A 21,342-nucleotide genomic window follows, 5' to 3' on the forward strand; every position below is an offset into this window, starting at 1 on the left:
GTCAAACTACCTCGATTTCGCGCGCCTTGCGCTTGCCTTCTTGTGCCTCTGCCCGCCCGATCGCCATGATCATGGCGACGGCAGCATCGATGCGCCCGTTCGATTTCTTCTTGTTCGGCTTGACGTTTTCCGCCGCGTCTTCATCGCGGTGGACGTTGCCCACTTGCCAGGCCAGCACCGGGTTGCCGCCGTGGCGGATCGTGCCTTGAACCATACGTTCTTCGACCCGCTTCATCGGCTCAGACATCGACGCATAACCTTGGCGATGCTCGACCATGGGAAAGCGCCGCTGGTCCAATTTCTTGGCCAGGTTCTTCATGCCCCAGGGATCATAGGCCACTTCGCGCAGATCAAACTTGGCCCTGATCCACTCCAAGCGATCGGCGATCTCGTCTTCGTCGATCACCCCGCCTCTGTGGACCTCTAGCCAACCCTGATCCCGCCAACCGACAAACTCGCGCTTTTCTTTCTGCGCCCGCTTAATAAAGCCCTTCGGCCCCTCTGGCAGGAAGGTGTAGGCGATCAGATAGATCACCCCATCGACCGGCACGGCGACCACGATCGCGGTCGTGTCGATCTTGTTCGACAAATCCAAACCAACCCAGGCCGGTCGCCCATAGAGCTTGCGTGGATCGAAGGGGGCAGCGCCCAGGCCCGCATCCCAACTGTCGCGGTCGATCCAGGTTTCCGCGCCTTCGGTCCAAAGGTTCAAATGGAACCGCTTAAAATTCGGCATCTTGCCCGCGATGATCTGCGCCTTTTCCGCCTGCGCCTTCACAAAGGCCAACGGCTTTGACACGCCCAGGTTCGGGTTACCCATGGCCCAAGCAGTCGGATCGAGCGGGTCACAGTCAGGATGCGGCTCTGCCACATAGCCAAAAAAGGCATCATCATCGACCGCCCCGCGCAAGACGCTTTCCGCATACCCCCGCAGTTCCCCGCAAAGACTGGCCCGATCATGGCCTGCAGTGGTGATCACCCAATCGATCGGCTGGCCCCGCGCCGCCATACTCTCGACAATCGTTTCCGCCAGTTCCCGATCGGTCCAGCGGTGCATTTCATCGCGCGCCAAAAAGCTGGGGTTGATCCCGTCGCTGCTGTCGCCGTCGCGGCTAAGGCAAGAGATTGAGCCGTCAAAACGCGGGGTTTCGATCGATGTGCGCCAGACCTGCATCATCTGACTTAGAAACGGCGACCGCTTGATCATCCGCTTGGTTTCTTTGAATAGCAGACCCGCCTGGTCGCGGGTTGTTGCGGCGCAGTAAGCCTGGGGCGCGGCCTCGCCATCAAACAGCTGCGTATAGATCAGCGGCAGCGCGGTTTCAGTGGTCTTGCCATTTTTCTTGCCCACTTGGTTATAGCAGGTTGTGAACCGCCGCAGCCCGGTGTCTTCCCGCTTCCAACCAAAGATCGAGCCAATGCGAAACTGCTGCCACGGCTCTAAGGTCAGCGGCTGACCTGCCAAAGGCCCAACAGAGTGTTGCAACAGCCCGCCAAAGCGGATCGGGCGCAGGGCCGCGTCGTGATCGAAGAACAGCCCGCGATCGGCACCGGTTTCTAGATCCATCAAATGACGTTCGCAGGCGCGCCGCACTAGGTCTCCCGCAATGGTCTTGCCCGCGATCACGTCTTCGGCGTATCCGGTAACCGGATCGTCAGCCCTTTCCATTCAACATGCCCAGAACATCTTCGAACAGATCGCCCTGACCTGCAGCGCCCAGCCGTTTTTCGTCGACCGGCGACATGCCAAACAGCGCGCCCAGACGTTGCATCTGGCCAAGCGCCTCTTGCTGCAGACCCCAGGGCGCGGTCTTCTTTTGCTGTTTTCCGTTGCGGGTCTGTGTCTCATAGTACAGCCCCTCCATCGCCAGACAGTGGGTTGCGTGGATGAAGTTCGACACGCTTTCGCAATAGCCCGCGAACATATGGATGTGATGTGGTTCCAGCCGATCTTTGGCGACCAGCTGGCCTGCCAATTCATCCCAGACGTGGCGTGCGTCATCGCTCAGAAACTCAGGCGCATCTGGCACGTGCTTTTTGGCATCACCCTTGAAAGGCACTACCGTGCCAGTGTTCGGCTTGCGTCCTTTCATCTGATCTTCCTCTCTCTGATCCAGGGCTTTCCCCGTGGGCTTTTTCTTCCAATTTCGCAGCCACAAAAAGAAACGTACCCACGCCGGTCCTTAGCAAGGCAGCTGAGTTTTCAGACCACCCCCCCTTTGGGGATAGTCGATCCAGCGCTGTCGGGATTGACACCCTGACCGGTTCACGATGACGCTAACCCTTTTGGAGTGCTGCCAATGAACCGCGTGATTGCTGAGTATCTATGCCGTGATGATGAAGGCGCGCGCTACACCGTCAATATCTATCAAGAGTTTCAGGTTGTCCGCGATCTTAACGGTCTCACCGAGGAGGTTCCGGGCATGAAGTTTGCTGTGCTCGCCGGAACCCGAAATCGAGTCAATCTCGTTGACGGTAAAACGAGCGCTTTCGAGATCGTCGAGACCGGCAGGATAATCCGAACCATCGTCGACTAGCGAGAACGCTTTGTGAGATAGAAATTCCGAACCATCTTCCATGATCTGAACTGCCGCAGACAGGATCAGTTTGCCATTGCTGAAGCTGATCTCCCACTTTTCCGGGGGTAGGATTTTGCTTGGCATTGGTCCCTCTCAATCTGAGCTAGCGCCCAATTATTTCATTTGCTGACACTTCCCAGCATGGAAAACTTCGCGCGCGGTCTTCCGGCTGTGGCAAGACTTGCACAGGGCTTGCCAGTTCGATCTGTCGAAGAACCTGGCACGGTCACCCTTGTGCGGCTCGATGTGATCCACTTCTGTGGCAGGCTCGACCGCCCCCAATTCGGCACAATCAACGCAAAGCGGATTGAGGCGCAGGTAGCGCAACCGCCCGGCGATCCAGCCTTTCAGCTTGTACAGCTGGCGATGGGCTTGCGCGTGATCCGACTGCTGTGCCCGGGCGCGGCGCGCTGCCGTGCCAGCTGCTGCGCGCGCCGCGTGATCCTCGCAATTTGCCTGACCCTCGATCGCCAGGTCATTACATCCGGCTGCCGTGCAGACTTTACGCAATGCCATCGCTGACCCTCGCCGTGCTGTGATTTCAGGAAGTCCCACGAAAAATGCGCCCTGACCGTTTCCGGTGGGCGCATTTGGTGATGATGTCATAAGTGCTACGGATCACCGACCTAACGGTCAACCCCTTTCGCAACACACGGGGAAACCTCACCGCATACGGTCCAGCGCGGCGCATAGGGCGCAGTGCAGCGCTTTTTTGCTTTCGCCCCTATCTGACCAGCCATGCGCCACTAGGATGGCGCTCAATGTCTCTCCATCGACGCAGAACATATGCACCAGGCGTTTATCGGTGATGTTGCGCGCAGGTCGGGATGCAGTGCCGCCACGCTTTGACGGGCGCACCCGGCGCACCGCCAGAGCCGTGCCGGTCCCGATGCAGCGATCGAGCCGCCGCAGATACTGCAGGTCATCCAGCACCGCTTCGCTGATTCCGGTGCCATCGCCGCCGCCACTCGACTGGCCCAGTTGTGACAGCTTTAGCCCTGACGTTTCGCAGCGGTCGAACAGATCGCGGTACACCCGACCGATGCCAATCTGGCTAGGCGTATAGGGCGCAGGCTGCTTTCGCCGTGCCGCCTGCAGTTCAGCCTTGTGGAAAGCATCCTGCACCATCAGGGCTGCGAACTGACCGACATCGCGGGTGCGGACGTTGCCCGCTTCGGTAATGACCGTTTCTCGCGGCTGGAACATCAGCACCGCACCGCGCGCCGGCGCGCGGGGGATTTGATCCCGGTCACAAGCAATTGGCACCTGGGCAAGATGATCCTGCAGCTGGCGCAGCAGCTGGTCCCGGTGATCCCGCGTCACCTGGTCAGGCCGCAGTCCCAACCGCTTGGCGACCTCAATGTCGAGCGGCGACGGCAGGGGCACCTTGACCGCCATCATGCTGACACCTTGCCGCGCGTTGCGTCACCCAGGCCCAGGTCGCGAGCGCTGGCACAGCGGGCGACCTCGGCCTGACGCGCATCGAGCCAGGCGCGATCACTGGCCGACATATCGCGGCCCCGCTCGATGCCCGTGCGCAAATCCTCGGCGCGGCGCAGGTTGTCGCGCGCGCCATCCTCAATCCCCTTGACCACATAGGCGGTCGGCCATTGCCGGTTGGCGCGCAGCCAGCGCATCAGTTCTGGCCCAAAGCCTTTTGCCAGCGCCTCCTGACCGACCCGCGCTGCAAATACCTTGCGCATCAGCGGCGATGCGTCCGCCTGCGGTGGCTCGATGTGCCTCGACCGTTCCAGCACCCTTGCCGCTAAAGGGAAACGATCACGCTCTTTTCCGCCGCCGCGCCCTGCCATATCTTCTGCCAATGCGCCCAGCCCGTCTTCGCTCATATAGGCCAGCCGCTGACACAATTCGTCCTGCATTGCGGCAAACTGCGCCTTGGTCATCCCTGCCGGTCTGGTCAGACCCATCCGTTCCAGCTGATCGATCAGCAAGGCCTGCACCCGCTTCTGCCCGTCCTTCTGTGCCTGTTCGTCCATTTGCCCCATTCCCCTTCTTCTAAGCCTTGCTACCTATCGACCTGCGCACCCATGCTCTGCGATTGACCGTCATCTGTTCCGTTCTGTGTCTTTTCTTTTATTTCCTTTCCTTTCCTTTCCTTTACGCAGAACTGTTCCAATCTGTGGAAAACTGTTCTGGAACTGTTCGGAACTGTTCTAGGAACAAACGCAGCGATTTAGCCAATGAAATCAATGACGGCTTCCTTTGCCACCGATCCAACCCTGATGGACGGCATGGTTTAGCGCGCGGGTTACAGATGCTTCAAACTGCGGCATTCGACGTTGGCCGGAATGGTTCTGCATCAACCAGGCGTCCAGCCGCTCAACCAACACCTTGTCCGCCAACAGCGCCTTGTCGCAGCGCATTTCGCGCATCACATCAACTAGGCGCTGTTGACGCTGATAGATCGCCTTATTCTCCACGCTGGCCTTACGGACCTCGCGCCGCTGCAGTGCATCTCGCGCGACCTCGATAACCACCGGATGCCCGTAGACTTCGCCTTCACCGTATTCGTAACGCCGCCAGTTGTGCAAAGGCGTGACCGGCTGCGCCATCCACCCCAGCCAATCTGAGAGGTCGACCCGCAACAGCCGCGCGATCACCTTGTCATCGACCGGAAGCGATCCGACCGGCGTTTGCTTGCGGCTCAGAAAAAACAGGTTCAACGCCGCGCCCTGGACAGCCATCGGTGCGGTCAGATGCAGAGTGCTGGACAGCCAGCGGTCATGCCAGAACATAGTGAAGTAATCAGACGTCAGGCGTGGATCGCAAAGCTCCTCGGGATATTCCGGTAAGCTGATCCCATCCACGGCCCGCAAATGTGTCGCCGTCATTATGCGGCCTCCCTCTGCCTAATGTTGCGATCGGCCAGCCAGGCGCTCTGCACCTGGGTGACATAGCGGCGCGCGGCTCGGGTTCGTTCCATGACGCCTTCGTCCTGGCGGTCATACTTGCCCAGGCGATGCACCAGCATCGGCAAGGCCATCTTATGACCCCACTTGCGCATCTCAGCCGTGCCAGCGGCCTGACAGGAGGTGCCGCAGTAAATCTGCCAGCTACGCGCCGGATTGAACGGCTTGCCGCAGCTGGGGTTAAAGCAAATGCCGATCGACCAGGGGGGTGCGATCTGCAGTTCCGCGAAGGCCGCATCTTGAAACCGTTCCGGCTCTGGATGCACTACCACTGCGTTTGCAAAGCGGGTGTCTGCTTGACGTGTCATCGCAAAGCCCCTGCCATGGCTGGTTTTAGCGCCCTCACGAACAGCCCCTGGAAATCATCGAACGGCATCATCGGGCGAACCGCCATTCTGCTACTGCCTCTGCAGCTTCACCCAGGTTCGCGTCAGCATCGATCAATCCTGCCTGAATTAGATGCCAGGCCAAGCCGCCTGCGGACAGTTCAAAACGGTGACACCCCGCCGCATCCCAGGCCGCTGTCAGAACGGCATTCACCTGGCTCCGGACACTCACGATTGCACCCGTAGACGATGCCAACGCGCTATAACCTTGGCCGTGTCTATCGCTAGATCGGTCGCGAGCTGTCCCAATGCGCGATAACGCCCACCCGTAGCGCGAACCAGATCGTCCCGGTCACAAGTCCAGAACGGCGCGCCCGGCACTGCGCGCGGCGCAGACGTGACCGCAGCCGCAGCGGCACGAATATCACGCGATCCAAGTTGAAAATGATCTGCGAGACGCAGTACTGCACGTTCCGTGCAGCGCAGGTCTTTGGCAATATCCTTAGTGGGTTTCATGCTGGTCCAGAGCGCGGTGAAATCTGTCGCCATGATCTGGATCACGTGGCCCTTTGGGTCGCGGGGGCGAAGATCATGCTTCACCGCCCAATGGTAGATGCGACCTTTGGTGCAGCTGTAAATCTGGGCCATCAAAAGCGCAGAGGTGTTAGCGTTCCATAGTTCAGCAAAGCCGTCGCGGTTCTCGATATTCAAAGCCACTACTTGCCACCGTATAGCTTATGGAAAAATTTTTCCGAACGGCGGTGCCAGCGACGCGAACGCCTCTGCCACTTAGCCGCAATAAGATCAGCGCGGGATGACCACGCCTGAAACCAAATCGCCGCAATTCGTGTGCGTAGCCTCATGCGGCTTTCCCTCCCCGCACCCCATCGAGAGCGCATTCGACACCCGCAAGAACCATCACGGCAGTGACATAACTCAATGCCGCGTCATTCTCGCAGTTCAGCCAGTTTGTGATTTGCCGCTCTGAAACCCCCAGAACAGGGGCACCAAGGCGGGCGACTTCAATGTTCGACGCTGCCGGGAAAGCGCGCCACAGCAACGCGGCAAACCATTTCCGCGACATGCTTTTGTGACGTCCGCCAAGAAAATCGCCGCGACGTACATTTTTGGAAAGATTTTTCGGCATGTTCACTCCATCTTTGACCTGTGAGTGATCAGTTGATGGAACAACAATTTGAAGGGCGGAGCGGGGCGCGCAACTTGTGCGCCCCTTTTCGTTGCGCGGAGAGACAATGCCGGCACTCATGCTGCGTCTCTTCCTTCCGTCTCACTCTTCACAAATGTGAAAAGCTCATACGGGCAATCCAGTTCAACTTCGTCGCATATTGTCTTGATGACAAGGAACCATCTCGCCGGGAACGCACCAGATACCACAGCGTTACTTACCGCGGTGACACCTACTCCCAAACGCGCAGCGAGTTCACGCCGCCCTACAGTATTACATATGCGCAAAACGTCATTCATGCAGAACGCATAATCCAGATTATCTGGATAGTAAAGCATCCAGATAACAGAAATTCACATTTTCTGTATATCGGGTAAACCAAACTCATGAATTTACTAGACAAAGAGCGCCTTGCTCGCCGACATGATGACAGCCCAGAAGCGTGCGCCGCGCGCCTGCGCGCTGCACGACTATTGACCGGTCTTAATCAGAAAGACGCCGCCAGAGAAGCCGGAGCCGGGCAAACCGCGTGGAACAACGCAGAGAACGCGCGCAACTACCCCCAGCTAAACATGATGAGGTGGCTTTACCGCGCGCACAGAGTTGATTTTAACTTCATCTTGGCAGGCGAGTTCGCCCAGCTACCGACAGATGTTCGGGATGCTATTTTCGACATCCTCGAATCGCAGACCTCAGTGACTGAACCGGATCGAAAAGCCAGTTCACGTTCACCCCAGAACGAATAAGAAAAGCAGCCGACTTCACCAAATACCTATTCACGTAAATCCCCCCGTAAAATGGAACATTAGCAGAACAAGGATTGATAATGTCAATATTTTCTTGGCTCTTCAGAAAATCCTCGCCCGACCTAAAGCAACCTGGGCCAAGCCATTTCCGCCTGATTGGCTCTGACACGGTTAGTGTCAAAGTCGTCGGAACTTCGAGGTATCAGAAGCAGATTGCGACCCTTGCTGGCCCGAAGAGCGGCGATGGAAAACGAGATCGACTGAGGGTTCTGCTTGTCGAAGAACCAGACAACGCGCACGACGCAAATGCTGTCCGCGTACAATTCCAGTGTGAGACAATTGGTTACCTCCCCAAAAAGGAGGCAATAATTTATAGAGACTTCCTGTCCACGGAGGGTCTGCAAGGAAAAACCGCAAACGTCAGTGCGAACGTTGTCGGTGGCTGGCTAGATGGAGATAGTGAGGGCAGCTATGGCATCCACCTACTTCATCGCAAACCGTTCAAGATCGGCAAAGAGCCCTCGGCAGAGTAAAATTTCGCGCCCAAAGGTAATATAGCAGCGAATCGCAAATTTTGTTAATCCAGATTAACTGAACTATTTTCTTTACTATCCAGATTTAATGGATTAACAGATCTCCTACGACTATTGGAGATTGTCAGCATGAACATCCATCCCCTCAAGGTTACCGACATCAGCGCGGCTCAAGCACGCGGCGTCCTGACCGACCCAGAGCGCTGCGCAACCAATCAAGGCTTGCGTGTAACCGCTTGGCTGATCCTGAAATCACAACGCGGCCAGACAGTCCGCCAAGTTCGATTGCGGGACATGCATCATGCATAATCGGCTCCAAACCCCCTTCGATATCCTCCCCCTCCCCCAACAGGCAGGCATCCTGTGCAATGAACCGCAGTTTCAGAATTTCGCGGCGATCCGATGCGGCGGGACGACAGGCCAATGCCTGCCCAGCTTTTCTGCTGAATATCTGCGCAGCATCTGCCGCGTGACCTCGCGCCGCGACTTGGCGGACAACCCCCAGGCCGCGCAGCGCTCTGCAGAACTGCGCACCGAATTTGATGCCTGGCGCGGGCGCATCGCCCACCCACGCAACTGACTTGATAACTGCCGGGGCGATTTCGAACCTCCCTTTCGCCCCCAACTTGCCGGGGGGTACCTACAGCCTCTCCGGCCTTTTTTTCACCGCACGACGGAAGACAGACCGATGAACGCTCCACTTCCACCACTGGCCGTAAGGGACACGACAGCCGCAAAGCTCCTCGATTTGCCTGCGGCCGAGTTTCGGCGCTTAGTAAATAGCGGGGCCCTACCCCCTCCATGCAGCGTCGGAGGACACCGCCGCTGGCGTGTAGCCGATATCAACGCGATCCTTAACGGAGACGCTGCTCTGCCCAATGAGGATTTCGACCTTTGAAGCCGCCACGCCCCCGCATAGTAAAGGAAAAGCTGAAATGGAGATTTCGGCCCGAGAAGAATGCCTGGGAGCCAATATTTCGCATTCGCTGGACTGAGAATGGCAAACGCAAAGAGAAGAACATCGCTCTTGATTGGCAAGGTGATGCGCAACGACTTGACCGCCTTTACTGGGAATGCCGATCGGGCCTCAACGCGGCTCAACAACGAGCACCCAAACATACATGGCGCGAATGTATCATCGCATGGCGTTCAGATCATACCGTCCAGCAAAACCTAGCAGCCTCGACGCGGGCTAGCTATCGTCGCGATATGGACCGGGTAATGGAAAAGAACGGCGCCAAGAATATGGCGCGAACTACCCGACCAGCTCTGAAGGCAGCGCTAGCAAAAATGGCAGGTACTCCACGCAAGGCTAGTAAATACGCTCAGGTAATCAGCATACTTTGGAACTATGCGACAACCGAGCTAGACTGGCCTCTCGGTCCAAACCCTGCAAAGAAACTGGCATCATACAAACCGGCTCGCGAATATGAGCCGTGGCCTGCTTGGCTTGTGGAGAAGCTTCATACCGCGCCGATGAACGTGCAGATCGCAGCACATCTGATCCTTGGAACCGGGCAGCGACCCAACGCCGCGATCAGCATGAAACGGGACCAGTTTCATGGCGATACGATGACCGTGCTTGACGAAAAAGGTGATGAGCTCTTTGAGACGTACTGCCCTACCCGGCTACGCGACTTCATTGCGGTGCTGCCGCCGCGGGGTGACCACCTGATCGCTAAGAACCTGCGACAACCCGTCGGCTATGACGCAGTGGAAAAGGCATTTCGTGGCTGGCGCGGAACCTTGGGGGATGGAGCAAGGCCATTTACGCTACATGGCCTTCGAAAATTGGCTATTGTGGAGCTGGCAGAGGCCGGGTGCTCGGATGCAGAGATCCAAGCTGTCACAAACCAAAGCGCTGAAATGGTTGCGTACTATCGAAAGCGAGCGAACCGACTGAGGCTATCAAGGGCCGCTCAGGAACGCAGGAAGTAGCATCGGAAATGCTCTAACCAAGTAGAAAGGTAGGTGACCCTCTCTGGCCATCTAATCTAAACTTGGGAAGTCCAGCAGAAAACCCTTGAACTCGGGCACTTCCTTGCCAGAATTATTGCGAATTGCAGCTGAGATGGCATCGATAATTTCTGACTCCTCGCTACCATAAAATTGAGGTGATGCTGCATCGAGAACCTTGATCGTAGAGCCTCCCGCCATCAAAAATTGATCAGGGCCGGCGTATGATGATGCAATTGTCGAACCAGTCATTGCCGCTTTCAACAAGTTTTCATCGTCTGTTACATTTTCAATTAGGCCTGTTTGTGAAGAATCTCCTAAAAAGTAATCATAAACAAGTTTTGCCTCGTCGGACCTGTTATCTGCAAGATAAAGGGCACCCGCTTCCACTGCTGCCGAAGCTCTCACGCTATTATCAAACTCCTCTAGTGAAGCGACCAAGTGCCAATTTTCGGCTGTTGGGTTTTCATAGACAAATTTAAGCGCCTCCTCTGGAGAACTCAAACCTCCATTCAGCAACTCCTCAACAAGGCCTGCCGACAACACGCCCCCGACATCACCAGTTGCAGCACGCTCGCTAACCCTAAAGCCACCCCTGATACCCTCTAAAATGAGTCCTTTGTCACCGATGACCGCTTCTTTCTGAATCTCACTAGACTGCTCTAAGTAGGCGTAATCGGCTGAACTATTGGCCCAACCACCGGCCACAGAGATGGCAAGTTCTGGATCTTCAAACATGAATGCGAAGTCCTTTCCTGACATCGTCCCGCTACTGTCCGCTTTCCTACTAGTGATCGCCCTTCTAATAAGTTCTCCGAGCGTACCATGACTTAGCAAGCCTAAGTGTGAGGCGTCACTCGAACGGACACCGGCTCCTTGGATTACGCCATTGGACGCAATTCCGACCGGAACCGTTTGATCGCCAGATGACATTGTTGTTTCGATGAAAATCGTCGAATCCTGTTCTTCGAGTTCATATGTTGAAAAATATGCGGCATCTCCTCTTCGCTGAGCCGAAAGAGTGACTGATGTAACTGTAGAGTCTATGCTAACCCCTCGGCTTTTAATACTCCCAACGAAATAAAGCACTTTGTCTTTCAAATCGATTGGAAGCTCGAACGACGCGAGGCGACAAGTGTTCTCAAGCGCTGAATCCAGCTTTTCTTCGAGATAGCGCTCTAAATTGGGAACGAGGTGCGGAGAAGCAATTTGCAACCTACGAATTTTGTCCATCATGCCGAGTTTTGAGAGGAAACGCGCATTGAAGGGATCGAAAGCATAAAGCGCTCCGTCTTTCTCGCGCCAGAACACTCTTGGACCTTTGATGCCGGTTGGGAGGCCATGCTCCGACAAAGGATCGTCAAAGCAGGTCTTTCCTCGAGAACGATTGCTACCGTCATGAACTGTCGCAAATGGTAGCAACTCGTAGATGCTATCAAAACTGCTTCCGAAGGCATTAAAGTTATCAAGTAGTTGCCGGCTAATTGCATTCTGACCAAACAAATCAACCGAATAGATCATAGATAGGAAGGCGGATGGTGCACCGAGATGCGGCGTACCAACGAAAATCACTCGATCAAAATTGATGACTGCCCCAGAATTCGGACAGGGTTTTCCATAAAAGTCTAAAACCCAATGTTTAAATACTAAGCCTCCCATACTGTGCGCTACTAGAACGACAGGTTCGCTGTGCAGGTTCGTTTCGGAACATAGATATTTATTCAGGCTCTCAGCAGAAACCCTGTTTGACGCCCTCCAGTCATAACTGAATGTGTAAAGGTCCGTCGTGAACGATTCCTTTTGTTCGATCATGAAAGGGCCATATGCCCAATCGCGCATCGTGGCTCCTAGAAAAGAAATCGAATCTAAAACTTCCGTTCGGATTTCCTCCTCAGGGTCATAGATCACTGATTTGGCCTCAAAAGGAAACAAACCCCAAATCTCTTCTTTCCCCCGAAATAGTCTCGATCCCATGACACCAGGCACAAAAACGATGGGTTTGGGGCTAGGGCTGAACCCGGATAATTCTTTCGACTGCGCATGAACGGGGCCGAAGCATAAAATTGAAACAAACATTAAAGCAATGAAGGTATAGTTTTTCATGAAAAAACCTCGGCATGAAACTCGCTAGCAACTAGATCGTTTTGAATATCTACCGTATTCAGTGAAGTACCTCACGGTCAATATCCATGCACTTTTAGGCTCGCGATGTCTCACGCGGCATGTATGTCAATTGCAATGCTCGGTTCCCCAAAAACGGCATGTAAACCAAGTGGGTATGACCCTCAATTGAGCGCAACAAACGAGCACGCCAATATCGAAAGGAGTAATACCTGGTCTCTGCAAAGGTAGTTTTTGTGAGTGCCTGACCCCTTAAAGCTAGATCGCTCGGACAAGAACAAAGAGCGCACAAAACAAGAAAGGGGGGCAACCATGGGGGGCGAATTGAAACGCAACACCGCGAATACAAACCAGTCTTTCGCGGAAAACCTTGCTAGGATCAAGGTGGTACCCAAGGCCGGACTCGAACCGGCACGCCTCGCGGCGGGGGATTTTGAATCCCCTGCGTCTACCATTCCGCCACTTGGGCACGTGGGGCGATGTAGCCTGCAAAGACGGTGTGAGCAAGAGGATTTTCACAAAATCTAAGCCCTGTTTGCTTGACCTTGGTCACGCGACATGGTGATGCATATAAAACAGCCGGAGCCCCCGAATGATCCGCCGCCTCTATGACTGGACTTTGGGCCTGGCCCAACATCGCCACGCCCTATGGGCCCTTGCCGTGGTGGCATTTGTTGAAAGTTCATTCTTTCCCATCCCCCCTGACATTTTGATGATTCCGATGATTATCGCACGGCCGCGCCGGGCTTGGTTGATCGCTGGGGTGGCGCTGGTCGCGTCGGTCTTGGGCGGGCTTTTGGGCTATGCCATCGGCGCGCTCGCCTTTGAAAGCCTAGGCCAGCCGATCCTCGCAAGCTTGGGCAAGGCAGAGGCCATGGCGGAATTTTCAACCCGTTTCAACGATATGGGCTTCTGGGCGGTGCTGGTCGCGGGGGTCACGCCCTTTCCTTACAAGGTCATCACGATCATGTCGGGCTGGACCGGAATGCCGTTGGGCACCTTTATCATGACCTCGATCCTTGCCCGCGGGCTGCGATTCTTTGTGGTGGCCGGGCTGCTGTGGCGCTTTGGCGCACCGATCCGAGATTTCATTGAACGGCGCTTGGGTTTGATGTTCACATTGGCCGTCGCCCTGCTGATTGGCGGCTTTATGGTGGTAAAGGTTCTATGACGGGCAAAGCACTGACTTCACTGGCAACGCTCGGCTCTGCCGCGCTGTTGCTTGGCGCTTTTGGATTTCAGCACTTGGGCGGCTATGCGCCCTGTCAGATGTGCCTTTGGCAGCGTTGGCCCCATGCGGCGGCGGTGCTGATCGGGGCGATCTTGCTGTTGGGCGGACCGCGTGTTCTTGCATGGTTTGGCGCTGCGGCGGCAGCAGTCACTGGGCTGATCGGAGCCTATCATGCGGGCGTTGAATGGGGCTGGTGGCCGGGGCCGAGCTCCTGCACCGGAGGCGGCATGGATTTGGGCAGCCTCGACGGGGGCTCGCTTTTGTCCACCGACGGCCCCAGCGGCCTTGTCATGTGTGATGAGATCGTCTGGCAGCTCCTGGGCCTGTCGATGGCCGGGTGGAATGCGATCTTCTCCTTTATCTTGGTTGGTCTTTGGGTCGCCGCGGCGCGCAAAACAGCCTAACCGACAAAAAATCGACAAACTGGAAAGATACCCTTTCAGTTTGTCAAAAACACCCCCGAAACGGTCAGTTTGACGGCTTGCCGTTAGACAGATGCGCGGATTATCTGGGTTTAAACAGCTCAGGAGTCCCCCATGTCGAACCAACAAAACTGCATCTTGCTGGGTGTTCCGCTGGACAGCGGCAAGCGCCGTCGCGGCTGCTTGATGGGGCCAGACGCCTACCGCACAGCCGGGCTGGAACGCGCCCTGCGCGATCTTGGTCATAGCGTTACCGATCGCGGCAACGTCGCGCCCGCGCCTTTCCATGCACAAGAGCATGAGAAGCTGCACGCACTGGAAGAGACGATTGCATGGACAGAAAGCCTCGCAGCCGCTGCTGATGCGGCGATGGACGATGGGCTGCCGATCTTCATGGGCGGCGACCATGCGCTGGCCCTCGGCACCGTGCTGGGCGCCATGCGCCACGCTGAAAAAGCAGGCCGCCCGCTTTTCGTGCTTTGGCTTGATGCGCATACGGATTTCCACACGCCGCAGACCAGCGACAGCGGCAACCTGCACGGCACGCCCTTGGGCTATGTCACCGGGCGCGAAGGGTTTGACGGCTTTCCCAAGATCGAAACACCCCTGCCCCACGACAATATTGCCATGATCGGCCTGCGCTCTGTCGATGCCCTCGAGCGCGCGGCGCTGCAGGAAACCACCGTCACCTACGTCGACATGCGCGAGATCGACGAGAGCGGCATCGCCAAGCCGTTGCAGCGCTTCCTTGATAAAGTCGAAGCGGCGGGCGGGATGCTGCATGTCTCGCTGGATGTCGATTTCCTCGACCCCTCTGTCGCCCCGGCCGTGGGCACGACTGTGCCAGGCGGTGCCACCGTGCGCGAGGGCCATCTGGTGATGGAGATGCTGTCGGACAGCGGTCTGATGACCTCGCTCGATCTGGTCGAATTGAACCCCTTCCTTGATGAACGGGGCCGCACCGCGCAACTGATGGTGGACCTCACCGCCTCGGCCTTTGGCCGCCGCGTGTTCGACCGCCCAACACGCGCTTATTGATCATGCAGGCACAGGCACCGAGGGCGGTTGTGATGATCCGCCCACATCATTTCCGGTCCAACCCTGAGACACAGGCCGACAATGCCTTTCAACGCGCCAGCGTTGGGGATGTTGCCGAGGCTGCAAGGGCCGAGTTTGACCACGTCGTCACCGCGCTGCGCGGCGTCGGCATCACCGTGCATGATTTCGACGACACCGGCACCGAGACGCCCGACAGTGTGTTTCCGAACAACTGGTTCTCAACCCATGCCGGCGGGCATGTGGCGGTCTATCCGATGTATGCCGCGAACCGCCGCCGCGAGCGCCGGTGGGATGTGATCGACCTGCTCAAGACCCGTTACAGGGTGCAGGACGTGATCGACTATTCTGGCCTTGAGCATGACGATCTGGCGCTCGAAGGCACCGGAGCGATGGTGCTCGATCACATCGGGCGCGTGGCCTATGTGGCGCGCTCGCACCGCGCCGATCCAATTCTGTTGGAGCGGTTCTGCACCAACTTCAACTTTGAGCCGATTGCCTTTGATGCCCATGATGCCCAAGGCCGCCCGGTCTATCATACAAATGTTCTGATGGCCGTGGGCACCAAGGTAGCGCTGGTCGGGCTTGATTTGATCAGCGATTCCAAGCGCCGTGACATGGTCCGAGACAGGCTCGCTGAAACCGGACGGGATGTGATAGCGCTGACGGCGCATCAAATCGACGAGTTCGCCGGAAATGCCATTGAGCTGGACGGTGACGACGGGCTGATCATGGCCATTTCTGACCGCGCGCTGGCCGCTCTTGACCCCGATCAGGTGGCAAGGATCGAGGCCCACGCCCGCATTCTGCCCTTGACCATTCCTACAATCGAGACCGCAGGCGGGTCTGTCCGGTGTATGATCGCCGGCCTGCACCTTGCCCGCCGCAATTAGAAAGACTTGAACATGACCAACCTCAAACCCTCCGACAAAGCGCTGGTGCCCTTCGTTTCCGTCGACAAGATGATGAAGCTGATCCACCATATCGGCGTCGAAGACATGCTGCGTGGGCTGGCCGAGTATATCGAGGCCGACTTCAAACGCTGGGAGCTGTTCGACAAGACCCCCCGCGTGGCGAGCCATTCTGAGAAAGGCGTGATCGAATTGATGCCCACCTCGGACGGCGATGTTTACGGCTTCAAATACGTCAACGGCCACCCTGACAACACCAAAGACGGGTTCCAGACCGTGACCGCCTTTGGCCTGTTGGCGAATGTCGACAATGGCTATCCGGTCCTGCTGACCGAGATGACGATCCTCACGGCATTGCGCACGGCGGCGACTTCGGCTGTGGTGGCGCGTTTGCTGGCCCCCAAGGGCGCACATGTGATGGCAATGATCGGCAATGGCGCACAGTCCGAATTTCAGAGCCTTGCGATGAAGGCGATCTGCGGCGTGGACGAGGTACGGCTTTACGACATCGACCGCGCGGCGACCGCGAAATGTGCGCGCAATCTGGCGGGCTCCGGTATCAAAGTGGTGGAATGCCACACCGCTGAGGACGCGATCCTTGGCGCGCAGATCATCACCACCTGCACGGCGGACAAGCAATATGCCACGATCTTGACCGACAATATGGTAGGCTCTGGCGTGCATATCAACGCGATCGGCGGCGACTGCCCGGGCAAGACGGAACTGGCTCCAGCGATCCTGCACCGCTCTGACATCTTTGTGGAATTCCCTGAGCAGACGCGGATTGAAGGCGAGATTCAGCAGTTGGAGGCTGATCACGAGGTCACCGAGATCTGGCAAGTTCTGACCGGTCAGGCCGAAGGTCGCCGGACTGCGGAGCAGATCACGCTCTTCGACTCTGTAGGCTTCGCCATCGAGGATTTCTCAGCCCTGCGCTATGTCCGCGACCAGATTGCCGAGACGGGGCTGTTCCAGCCGCTTGATCTGCTGGCCGATCCCGATGATCCGCGTGATCTTTTCGGAATGCTACAACGGGCAGGCTAACCCCTTGGGCCACCGGCTAAGGTCGGTGGCCTCTACCCTTTGGTGACATCATGGGCGTAGAGCCAATCAAACGCGCCCAGCATCACGCCGGGGGCGAGTTTGGAGGCGATGCGCAACCCGCTATGAGCCGCGAAACGGATCGGCCCCGGTCGTAGGTGATAGCGTGCGGCGTTGCCCTCTGACGTTTTGACGATGCGCCGGGCGCGGTCGATGCGGGCGGCTTGATAGGCGGCAAGGGCCGCATCGCGTGGCAGGCGGCTAAGATGATCGGCCAAAACCCATGCATCCTCCAACGCCATATTCGCGCCCTGCGCCAAAAACGGCAGCGTCGGGTGCGCCGCATCGCCCATCAGCGCCACCCCCTCTGCGTGCCACTCACTTGCGACCGGGTGATAATGCAGCCCCCAAAGTGTAGCCTCGCGCACGGCTTGCATCATCTGCGCGGCTTCGCCGTCAAAACTGGCGAAGGCCCGGCGCAGGTTGTCGGGATCATCGTTGTGATGCCAGCCTTCGGCGGCCCAATCGGCGCGTTCTTCCACGGCGACGAGGTTGACCAATCGCCCCTCGCGCAGCGGATAGCTGACCAAATGCCGCCCCGGCCCCATGGTGACCCGTGCCTCCGGCCCATGATTGATGTCATTGGGGATCAGCGCACGCCAGGCGACTTGGCCTGAAAACCTAGCCTGATCCGCTCCGTTCAACTGCACCCGCCCGACAGAATGGATGCCATCAGCGGCCACCACAAGCTCGGCCCGCCGCCGCCCGCCACGCGCCATCTGGACCTGAGGCAATGCGCCGGGATGGATAGAGGCGACCTGTGCACCAGTCTCGAAACTTACATTTTCGCGCTGCGCAGCCTCGCGCAGCAGATCAATCAGATCGGCACGGTGGAGGAAGTAATAGCGCTGATCATCACCCAAGCGCATCAAATCAAGCCGCGCGACCTGCGCGCCCTTAGCATAATCGCACAGACGCACCGCCTGCCCCCGTACCGCGCCGCGGGCTTTTAAACCACGCTCCAACCCAAGCGCGCGCAATACGGCAAGGCCATTGGGGCTGATCTGTAGCCCGGCACCGATTTCGGAAAATCTCTCGGCCTGCTCCAGCAGGGTTACGGCCACGCCCTTGCGTGCCAACGCGGTGGCCAGCGCCAGCCCGCCGATCCCGCCACCGACGACAATCGCATTGGAAGGTTTCATGCCAGCCTCAGACCGCGCTTAAATTATACCTAAATCACAAACGCCGAAGCGTGAGCCTCGGCGTTTGTGGTGTTCTAAATGGCTTCAGTCGTCACGGTGGACCTTCTCGCGCCGCTCGTGACGCTCTTGCGCCTCAAGCGTCATGGTTGCGATAGGCCGTGCATCCAACCGTTTAAGCGAGATCGGATCACCGGTTTTCATGCAGTACCCGAATTCACCTTCATCAATCCGGCGCAGCGCCGCATCGATCTTGCCAACCAGTTTACGCGCCCGGTCACGGGTGCGCAGTTCCAGCGCGCGATCGGTCTCTTCCGACGCACGATCGGTCACATCCGGAATGTTCCGCGTGCCGTCTTGCAATGCTTCGATGGTGTCACGGCTACCTGCCAACAGTTCCGATTTCCAATTGATCAGCTTGCGACGAAAGTACTCAAGCTGACGGTCATTCATGAATGGCTCGTCCTCAGCCGGACTGTAATCGTCCGGCAGGAAAACTTCCTGCTTCATCTGTTTTTCCCCGGCGGTTTTCAATTCAGACATTAAAAAGGCCTGTCTCCCGACATCTTCCCTGCCGCAGCGTCTATCTGAGCGGGTAACAATTGTCACTACACAATCCCTTTGATTTTTGGTTAAAGGCCAAGGATCAAGCGCCCGTCACACGAGGTTGAAAACAAGATGAAATTTCAAGGCACCAAAGACTACGTCGCCACCGATGACCTGAAAATCGCCGTCAATGCGGCGGTTACCTTGGAGCGTCCGCTTCTGGTGAAAGGCGAGCCGGGCACCGGCAAAACCGAATTGGCACGGCAGGTCAGCGACGCCTTGGGCCTGCGCATGATCGAGTGGAACATCAAATCGACCACCCGCGCGCAGCAGGGGCTTTATGAATACGACGCCGTCAACCGCCTGCGCGACAGCCAATTGGGCGATGAGCGGGTGCATGACGTCAAAAACTACATCCGCAAGGGCAAGCTCTGGCAGGCCTTCGACGCCGATGAGAAGGTCGTGCTGCTGATCGACGAGATCGACAAGGCCGATATCGAATTCCCCAACGACCTGTTGCAGGAACTCGATAAGATGGAGTTCTTCGTCTATGAGACGGGCGAGACAATCCGCGCGCGCCAACGGCCCATCGTCATCATCACCTCCAACAACGAAAAAGAACTCCCCGACGCCTTCCTGCGCCGCTGTTTCTTTCACTACATCCGTTTCCCTGAAATGGAGACCCTGAAGCAGATCGTCGAAGTGCACCATCCGGGCATCAAGCAGCAGTTGCTAACCACGGCGCTGACGCAATTCTACGAAATCCGTGAGCAGCAGGGGCTGAAGAAGAAGCCTTCGACATCCGAGGTGCTGGATTGGCTAAAGCTGCTGCTGGCCGAGGATATGGAGGCCGAGGATCTGGCCAAGGATGGCCCCAACGCCCTGCCCAAACTGCATGGGGCGCTGCTGAAGAACGAGCAGGACGTGCATCTTTTTGAGCGGCTGGCCTTCATGGCGCGGCGCCAGCGGTAGGGCGGCAACACCTCGACGACTTTAGGTCAAAAGCGGGTATTTTCCTCGCTTTTGATTTTTTGCCTGCCTAGGCTGAGGTCAATCACGGGCATCAAGACCCGGGTTTAAGCGACCAATGGGGCAGGCAAATGCAAGGACAGACAGCGGCAGCGCCGTGCGCATGCTTTCATAGATCACGCCGGAATTGGCATCTTGAAAGCCCAAGCGCATGAAGCGCGGGGTGAAGGCACGGTTGCTTCTGCCGCTGATGATGCTGTTGAACGCCTGCGTGCCCGCCTCCCACTCCGAGGTCGCCACCCGCGCGGTGATCGCCGACAGCACCCTGCCCCCGATGAAGCAGTTCGCCCAAGCCCGCCCGGCTGCGCCACATGTGTCGAACGCCGCCTTGGCCGAAGATTTCCTTGATCTGTCCTTCCGCATGGAAAGTGGCCGCGCCCTGCCCGTTCTGACCCGTTTTGAGGGGCCGATCACCCTGCGCGTCCTGGGACAACCGCCCGCCACGATGGGGCCGGACCTTGCCCGGCTACTGGCCCGTCTGCGCCGCGAAGCCGGGATTGAGCTGAGTGAGGTCACGGGCGGAGAGGCAAGCATCACCATCCAAGCGGTGACCCGCAGCCAGATCCGGCGGCTTTTGCCGCAGGCGGCCTGTTTCGTGGTGCCGAATGTTAGCACGCTTGAGGAATATCGCCGCACACGGCGCTCACCCGTCACCGATTGGACCCGCCTGACCGAACGGCGCAAGCTGGCGATTTTCCTGCCCAATGACGTGAGCCCACAGGAAAGCCGCGATTGTTTGCATGAGGAACTGGCCCAAGCGCTTGGACCGCTGAACGATCTCTACCGCCTGCCGGATTCGGTATTTAATGACGACAATGTGCATACGGTGCTGACCGGTTTCGACATGCTGGTGCTGCGCATCTATTATGACCCTGCGCTGCGCTCTGGGATGCGCCGCGAAGAAGTAGCCGCACGGCTTCCGAATATCTTGGCGCGGTTAAACCCCGGCGGCGGCACTGTCACTCCCCGCCCTGCCCGCGCCATACCGCAGGTCTGGAGCCGCGCGATCCAGACGGCCCTTGGCCGCGACGTGAGCCGCAACGCCCGCCTGAGTGCCGCCCACGACGCGCTGCGCATCGCCCAGACCCAAGGCTGGCAGGACAACCGCCACGCATTCTCTCACTACGCAATGGGCCGCGTCACGCAGATGACCGATCCTGTCGCCGCGCAGACGCATTACCAGATGGCAGACGCCCTCTATGCCCGCACCCCCGGCACCACGCTGCACCGCGCCTATGTCGCCACGCAGCGCGCGGGCTATGCGGTGACCATCGGCGACGGCGCAGGCGCACTTGCCCAGATCGAGCCGCATCTACCCATTGCCGAGGCAAGCGAGAACGCCGCACTGCTGGCCACGCTCATGCTGCTCAAGGCCGAAGCGCTGGAGATCGAAGGCCGCGGCATAGAGGCACGCCGCGTCAGGCTGGACAGCATCGGCTGGGCGCGATACGGCTTTGGCCCTGACTGGGCCGTGCGGGCCAAGCTGCGCGAAATCGCAAGCCTGAACCCGCACAATGGATAGGCCCGCTA

Annotated in this window: 25 protein-coding genes and 1 tRNA gene; 12 read left to right on the plus strand and 14 right to left on the minus strand. The window is 57.8% G+C overall.

Annotation, left to right across the window (positions count from 1 at the left end):
- Position 1 precedes the first annotated feature (1 nt).
- The 10 genes from ACSQ16_RS13080 to ACSQ16_RS13125 form a co-directional block, all read right to left on the minus strand.
- Complete coding sequence (locus ACSQ16_RS13080; RefSeq protein WP_435988543.1) at positions 2–1,669, minus strand: terminase large subunit; 1,668 nt, start codon at positions 1,667–1,669, stop codon at positions 2–4.
- Positions 1,656–2,093: a phage terminase small subunit P27 family gene (locus ACSQ16_RS13085; RefSeq protein WP_435988544.1), complete on the minus strand. Its 438-nt coding sequence runs from the start codon at positions 2,091–2,093 to the stop codon at positions 1,656–1,658. The genes ACSQ16_RS13080 and ACSQ16_RS13085 overlap by 14 nt, the downstream gene beginning before the upstream one ends.
- 231 nt (positions 2,094–2,324) lie before the next feature.
- Complete coding sequence (locus tag ACSQ16_RS13090) at positions 2,325–2,663, minus strand: hypothetical protein (protein ID WP_435988545.1); 339 nt, start codon at positions 2,661–2,663, stop codon at positions 2,325–2,327.
- 30 nt (positions 2,664–2,693) lie between these two features.
- A complete protein-coding gene (locus tag ACSQ16_RS13095; RefSeq protein ID WP_435988546.1) occupies positions 2,694–3,095 on the minus strand; it encodes an HNH endonuclease signature motif containing protein in 402 nt (133 codons plus the stop codon).
- Between the two features lie 147 nt (positions 3,096–3,242).
- Positions 3,243–3,980, minus strand: a complete 738-nt coding sequence (locus tag ACSQ16_RS13100; RefSeq protein ID WP_435988547.1) for a hypothetical protein — start codon at positions 3,978–3,980, stop codon at positions 3,243–3,245.
- A complete protein-coding gene (locus ACSQ16_RS13105) occupies positions 3,977–4,576 on the minus strand; it encodes a hypothetical protein (RefSeq protein ID WP_435988548.1) in 600 nt (199 codons plus the stop codon). The genes ACSQ16_RS13100 and ACSQ16_RS13105 overlap by 4 nt, the downstream gene beginning before the upstream one ends.
- Before the next feature lie 210 nt (positions 4,577–4,786).
- The gene (locus ACSQ16_RS13110; protein ID WP_435988549.1) at positions 4,787–5,431 is read right to left on the minus strand and encodes a hypothetical protein; all 645 of its coding nucleotides are present in this window, start codon (positions 5,429–5,431) and stop codon (positions 4,787–4,789) included.
- Positions 5,431–5,817, minus strand: a complete 387-nt coding sequence (locus tag ACSQ16_RS13115; protein WP_435988550.1) for a hypothetical protein — start codon at positions 5,815–5,817, stop codon at positions 5,431–5,433. The genes ACSQ16_RS13110 and ACSQ16_RS13115 overlap by 1 nt, the downstream gene beginning before the upstream one ends.
- A 246-nt stretch (positions 5,818–6,063) precedes the next feature.
- Positions 6,064–6,552, minus strand: coding sequence for a hypothetical protein (locus tag ACSQ16_RS13120; RefSeq protein ID WP_435988551.1), 489 nt, complete (start codon positions 6,550–6,552; stop codon positions 6,064–6,066).
- 142 nt (positions 6,553–6,694) lie between these two features.
- Positions 6,695–7,102, minus strand: coding sequence for a hypothetical protein (locus ACSQ16_RS13125; RefSeq protein ID WP_435988552.1), 408 nt, complete (start codon positions 7,100–7,102; stop codon positions 6,695–6,697).
- A 305-nt stretch (positions 7,103–7,407) separates the two neighbouring features.
- Here ACSQ16_RS13125 and ACSQ16_RS13130 point away from each other — a divergent pair, with 305 nt between their 5' ends.
- The 5 genes from ACSQ16_RS13130 to ACSQ16_RS13150 all read left to right on the plus strand — a co-directional run bounded on the left by ACSQ16_RS13130 (position 7,408) and on the right by ACSQ16_RS13150 (position 10,238).
- Positions 7,408–7,767 carry a helix-turn-helix domain-containing protein gene (locus ACSQ16_RS13130; protein WP_435988553.1) on the plus strand — a complete coding sequence of 120 codons (360 nt, stop codon included), beginning with the start codon at positions 7,408–7,410 and terminating at the stop codon, positions 7,765–7,767.
- Positions 7,768–7,847: 80 nt separating this feature from the next.
- Entirely contained in the window at positions 7,848–8,300 is a 453-nt protein-coding gene (locus ACSQ16_RS13135; RefSeq protein ID WP_435988554.1) for an HIRAN domain-containing protein, read from the plus strand.
- A 129-nt stretch (positions 8,301–8,429) separates the two neighbouring features.
- A complete protein-coding gene (locus ACSQ16_RS13140; RefSeq protein WP_435988555.1) occupies positions 8,430–8,609 on the plus strand; it encodes a hypothetical protein in 180 nt (59 codons plus the stop codon).
- Positions 8,602–8,880, plus strand: a complete 279-nt coding sequence (locus ACSQ16_RS13145; RefSeq protein ID WP_435988556.1) for a hypothetical protein — start codon at positions 8,602–8,604, stop codon at positions 8,878–8,880. The genes ACSQ16_RS13140 and ACSQ16_RS13145 overlap by 8 nt, the downstream gene beginning before the upstream one ends.
- A 314-nt stretch (positions 8,881–9,194) precedes the next feature.
- Positions 9,195–10,238 carry a tyrosine-type recombinase/integrase gene (locus ACSQ16_RS13150; protein WP_435988557.1) on the plus strand — a complete coding sequence of 348 codons (1,044 nt, stop codon included), beginning with the start codon at positions 9,195–9,197 and terminating at the stop codon, positions 10,236–10,238.
- A gap of 51 nt (positions 10,239–10,289) precedes the next feature.
- Here the strand turns inward: ACSQ16_RS13150 and ACSQ16_RS13155 are convergent, their stop codons facing one another.
- Positions 10,290–12,359 carry a lipase family alpha/beta hydrolase gene (locus ACSQ16_RS13155; RefSeq protein ID WP_435988558.1) on the minus strand — a complete coding sequence of 690 codons (2,070 nt, stop codon included), beginning with the start codon at positions 12,357–12,359 and terminating at the stop codon, positions 10,290–10,292.
- Positions 12,360–12,762: 403 nt separating this feature from the next.
- A tRNA-Leu gene (locus ACSQ16_RS13160) sits at positions 12,763–12,846 on the minus strand.
- Positions 12,847–12,969: 123 nt separating this feature from the next.
- On the opposite strand from ACSQ16_RS13160, the gene ACSQ16_RS13165 reads away from it, so the two are divergent.
- The 5 genes from ACSQ16_RS13165 to ACSQ16_RS13185 all read left to right on the plus strand — a co-directional run bounded on the left by ACSQ16_RS13165 (position 12,970) and on the right by ACSQ16_RS13185 (position 17,041).
- Positions 12,970–13,548, plus strand: a complete 579-nt coding sequence (locus tag ACSQ16_RS13165) for a YqaA family protein (RefSeq protein ID WP_093926480.1) — start codon at positions 12,970–12,972, stop codon at positions 13,546–13,548.
- Positions 13,545–14,012, plus strand: coding sequence for a disulfide bond formation protein B (locus ACSQ16_RS13170; RefSeq protein ID WP_435988559.1), 468 nt, complete (start codon positions 13,545–13,547; stop codon positions 14,010–14,012). Before ACSQ16_RS13165 ends, ACSQ16_RS13170 begins: the two co-directional genes overlap by 4 nt.
- 132 nt (positions 14,013–14,144) lie before the next feature.
- Positions 14,145–15,068, plus strand: coding sequence for an arginase (gene rocF / locus ACSQ16_RS13175; protein ID WP_243262828.1), 924 nt, complete (start codon positions 14,145–14,147; stop codon positions 15,066–15,068).
- The gene (gene ctlX, locus ACSQ16_RS13180) at positions 15,068–15,979 is read left to right on the plus strand and encodes a citrulline utilization hydrolase CtlX (protein WP_243263146.1); all 912 of its coding nucleotides are present in this window, start codon (positions 15,068–15,070) and stop codon (positions 15,977–15,979) included. Before rocF ends, ctlX begins: the two co-directional genes overlap by 1 nt.
- 12 nt (positions 15,980–15,991) lie before the next feature.
- Positions 15,992–17,041 carry an ornithine cyclodeaminase gene (locus ACSQ16_RS13185; RefSeq protein ID WP_243262827.1) on the plus strand — a complete coding sequence of 350 codons (1,050 nt, stop codon included), beginning with the start codon at positions 15,992–15,994 and terminating at the stop codon, positions 17,039–17,041.
- 32 nt (positions 17,042–17,073) lie between these two features.
- On the opposite strand, the gene ACSQ16_RS13190 is transcribed toward ACSQ16_RS13185, so the two are convergent.
- A complete protein-coding gene (locus tag ACSQ16_RS13190) occupies positions 17,074–18,240 on the minus strand; it encodes an FAD-dependent monooxygenase (RefSeq protein WP_243262826.1) in 1,167 nt (388 codons plus the stop codon).
- 84 nt (positions 18,241–18,324) lie between these two features.
- Positions 18,325–18,747 carry an RNA polymerase-binding protein DksA gene (gene dksA / locus ACSQ16_RS13195; RefSeq protein WP_093927218.1) on the minus strand — a complete coding sequence of 141 codons (423 nt, stop codon included), beginning with the start codon at positions 18,745–18,747 and terminating at the stop codon, positions 18,325–18,327.
- Positions 18,748–18,915: 168 nt separating this feature from the next.
- On the opposite strand from dksA, the gene ACSQ16_RS13200 reads away from it, so the two are divergent.
- The gene (locus ACSQ16_RS13200; RefSeq protein WP_243262825.1) at positions 18,916–19,755 is read left to right on the plus strand and encodes an AAA family ATPase; all 840 of its coding nucleotides are present in this window, start codon (positions 18,916–18,918) and stop codon (positions 19,753–19,755) included.
- A 208-nt stretch (positions 19,756–19,963) separates the two neighbouring features.
- Complete coding sequence (locus tag ACSQ16_RS13205) at positions 19,964–21,334, plus strand: DUF2927 domain-containing protein (RefSeq protein WP_435988560.1); 1,371 nt, start codon at positions 19,964–19,966, stop codon at positions 21,332–21,334.
- Positions 21,335–21,342 lie beyond the last annotated feature (8 nt).

The organism is Sulfitobacter sp. SH24 (assembly GCF_965641895.1).
Classification (GTDB): Bacteria; Pseudomonadota; Alphaproteobacteria; order Rhodobacterales; family Rhodobacteraceae; genus Sulfitobacter; species Sulfitobacter dubius.

Bases quoted from the DNA above. Each gene is read 5' to 3' on its own strand.
- ACSQ16_RS13130 (WP_435988553.1), top strand. From the start codon at position 7,408: ATGAATTTACTAGACAAAGAGCGCCTTGCTCGCCGACATGATGACAGC.
- ACSQ16_RS13085 (WP_435988544.1), bottom strand. From the start codon at position 2,093: ATGAAAGGACGCAAGCCGAACACTGGCACGGTAGTGCCTTTCAAGGGT.
- ACSQ16_RS13135 (WP_435988554.1), top strand. From the start codon at position 7,848: ATGTCAATATTTTCTTGGCTCTTCAGAAAATCCTCGCCCGACCTAAAG.
- ACSQ16_RS13115 (WP_435988550.1), bottom strand. From the start codon at position 5,817: ATGACACGTCAAGCAGACACCCGCTTTGCAAACGCAGTGGTAGTGCAT.
- ACSQ16_RS13185 (WP_243262827.1), top strand. From the start codon at position 15,992: ATGACCAACCTCAAACCCTCCGACAAAGCGCTGGTGCCCTTCGTTTCC.
- ACSQ16_RS13165 (WP_093926480.1), top strand. From the start codon at position 12,970: ATGATCCGCCGCCTCTATGACTGGACTTTGGGCCTGGCCCAACATCGC.
- ACSQ16_RS13190 (WP_243262826.1), bottom strand. From the start codon at position 18,240: ATGAAACCTTCCAATGCGATTGTCGTCGGTGGCGGGATCGGCGGGCTG.
- ACSQ16_RS13105 (WP_435988548.1), bottom strand. From the start codon at position 4,576: ATGGACGAACAGGCACAGAAGGACGGGCAGAAGCGGGTGCAGGCCTTG.
- ACSQ16_RS13100 (WP_435988547.1), bottom strand. From the start codon at position 3,980: ATGATGGCGGTCAAGGTGCCCCTGCCGTCGCCGCTCGACATTGAGGTC.
- ACSQ16_RS13205 (WP_435988560.1), top strand. From the start codon at position 19,964: ATGAAGCGCGGGGTGAAGGCACGGTTGCTTCTGCCGCTGATGATGCTG.
- ACSQ16_RS13125 (WP_435988552.1), bottom strand. From the start codon at position 7,102: ATGAGTGCCGGCATTGTCTCTCCGCGCAACGAAAAGGGGCGCACAAGT.
- ACSQ16_RS13145 (WP_435988556.1), top strand. From the start codon at position 8,602: ATGCATAATCGGCTCCAAACCCCCTTCGATATCCTCCCCCTCCCCCAA.
- ACSQ16_RS13110 (WP_435988549.1), bottom strand. From the start codon at position 5,431: ATGACGGCGACACATTTGCGGGCCGTGGATGGGATCAGCTTACCGGAA.
- ACSQ16_RS13155 (WP_435988558.1), bottom strand. From the start codon at position 12,359: ATGAAAAACTATACCTTCATTGCTTTAATGTTTGTTTCAATTTTATGC.
- ACSQ16_RS13200 (WP_243262825.1), top strand. From the start codon at position 18,916: ATGAAATTTCAAGGCACCAAAGACTACGTCGCCACCGATGACCTGAAA.
- ACSQ16_RS13095 (WP_435988546.1), bottom strand. From the start codon at position 3,095: ATGGCATTGCGTAAAGTCTGCACGGCAGCCGGATGTAATGACCTGGCG.
- dksA (WP_093927218.1), bottom strand. From the start codon at position 18,747: ATGAAGCAGGAAGTTTTCCTGCCGGACGATTACAGTCCGGCTGAGGAC.
- ACSQ16_RS13090 (WP_435988545.1), bottom strand. From the start codon at position 2,663: ATGCCAAGCAAAATCCTACCCCCGGAAAAGTGGGAGATCAGCTTCAGC.
- ACSQ16_RS13140 (WP_435988555.1), top strand. From the start codon at position 8,430: ATGAACATCCATCCCCTCAAGGTTACCGACATCAGCGCGGCTCAAGCA.
- ACSQ16_RS13170 (WP_435988559.1), top strand. From the start codon at position 13,545: ATGACGGGCAAAGCACTGACTTCACTGGCAACGCTCGGCTCTGCCGCG.
- ACSQ16_RS13080 (WP_435988543.1), bottom strand. From the start codon at position 1,669: ATGGAAAGGGCTGACGATCCGGTTACCGGATACGCCGAAGACGTGATC.
- rocF (WP_243262828.1), top strand. From the start codon at position 14,145: ATGTCGAACCAACAAAACTGCATCTTGCTGGGTGTTCCGCTGGACAGC.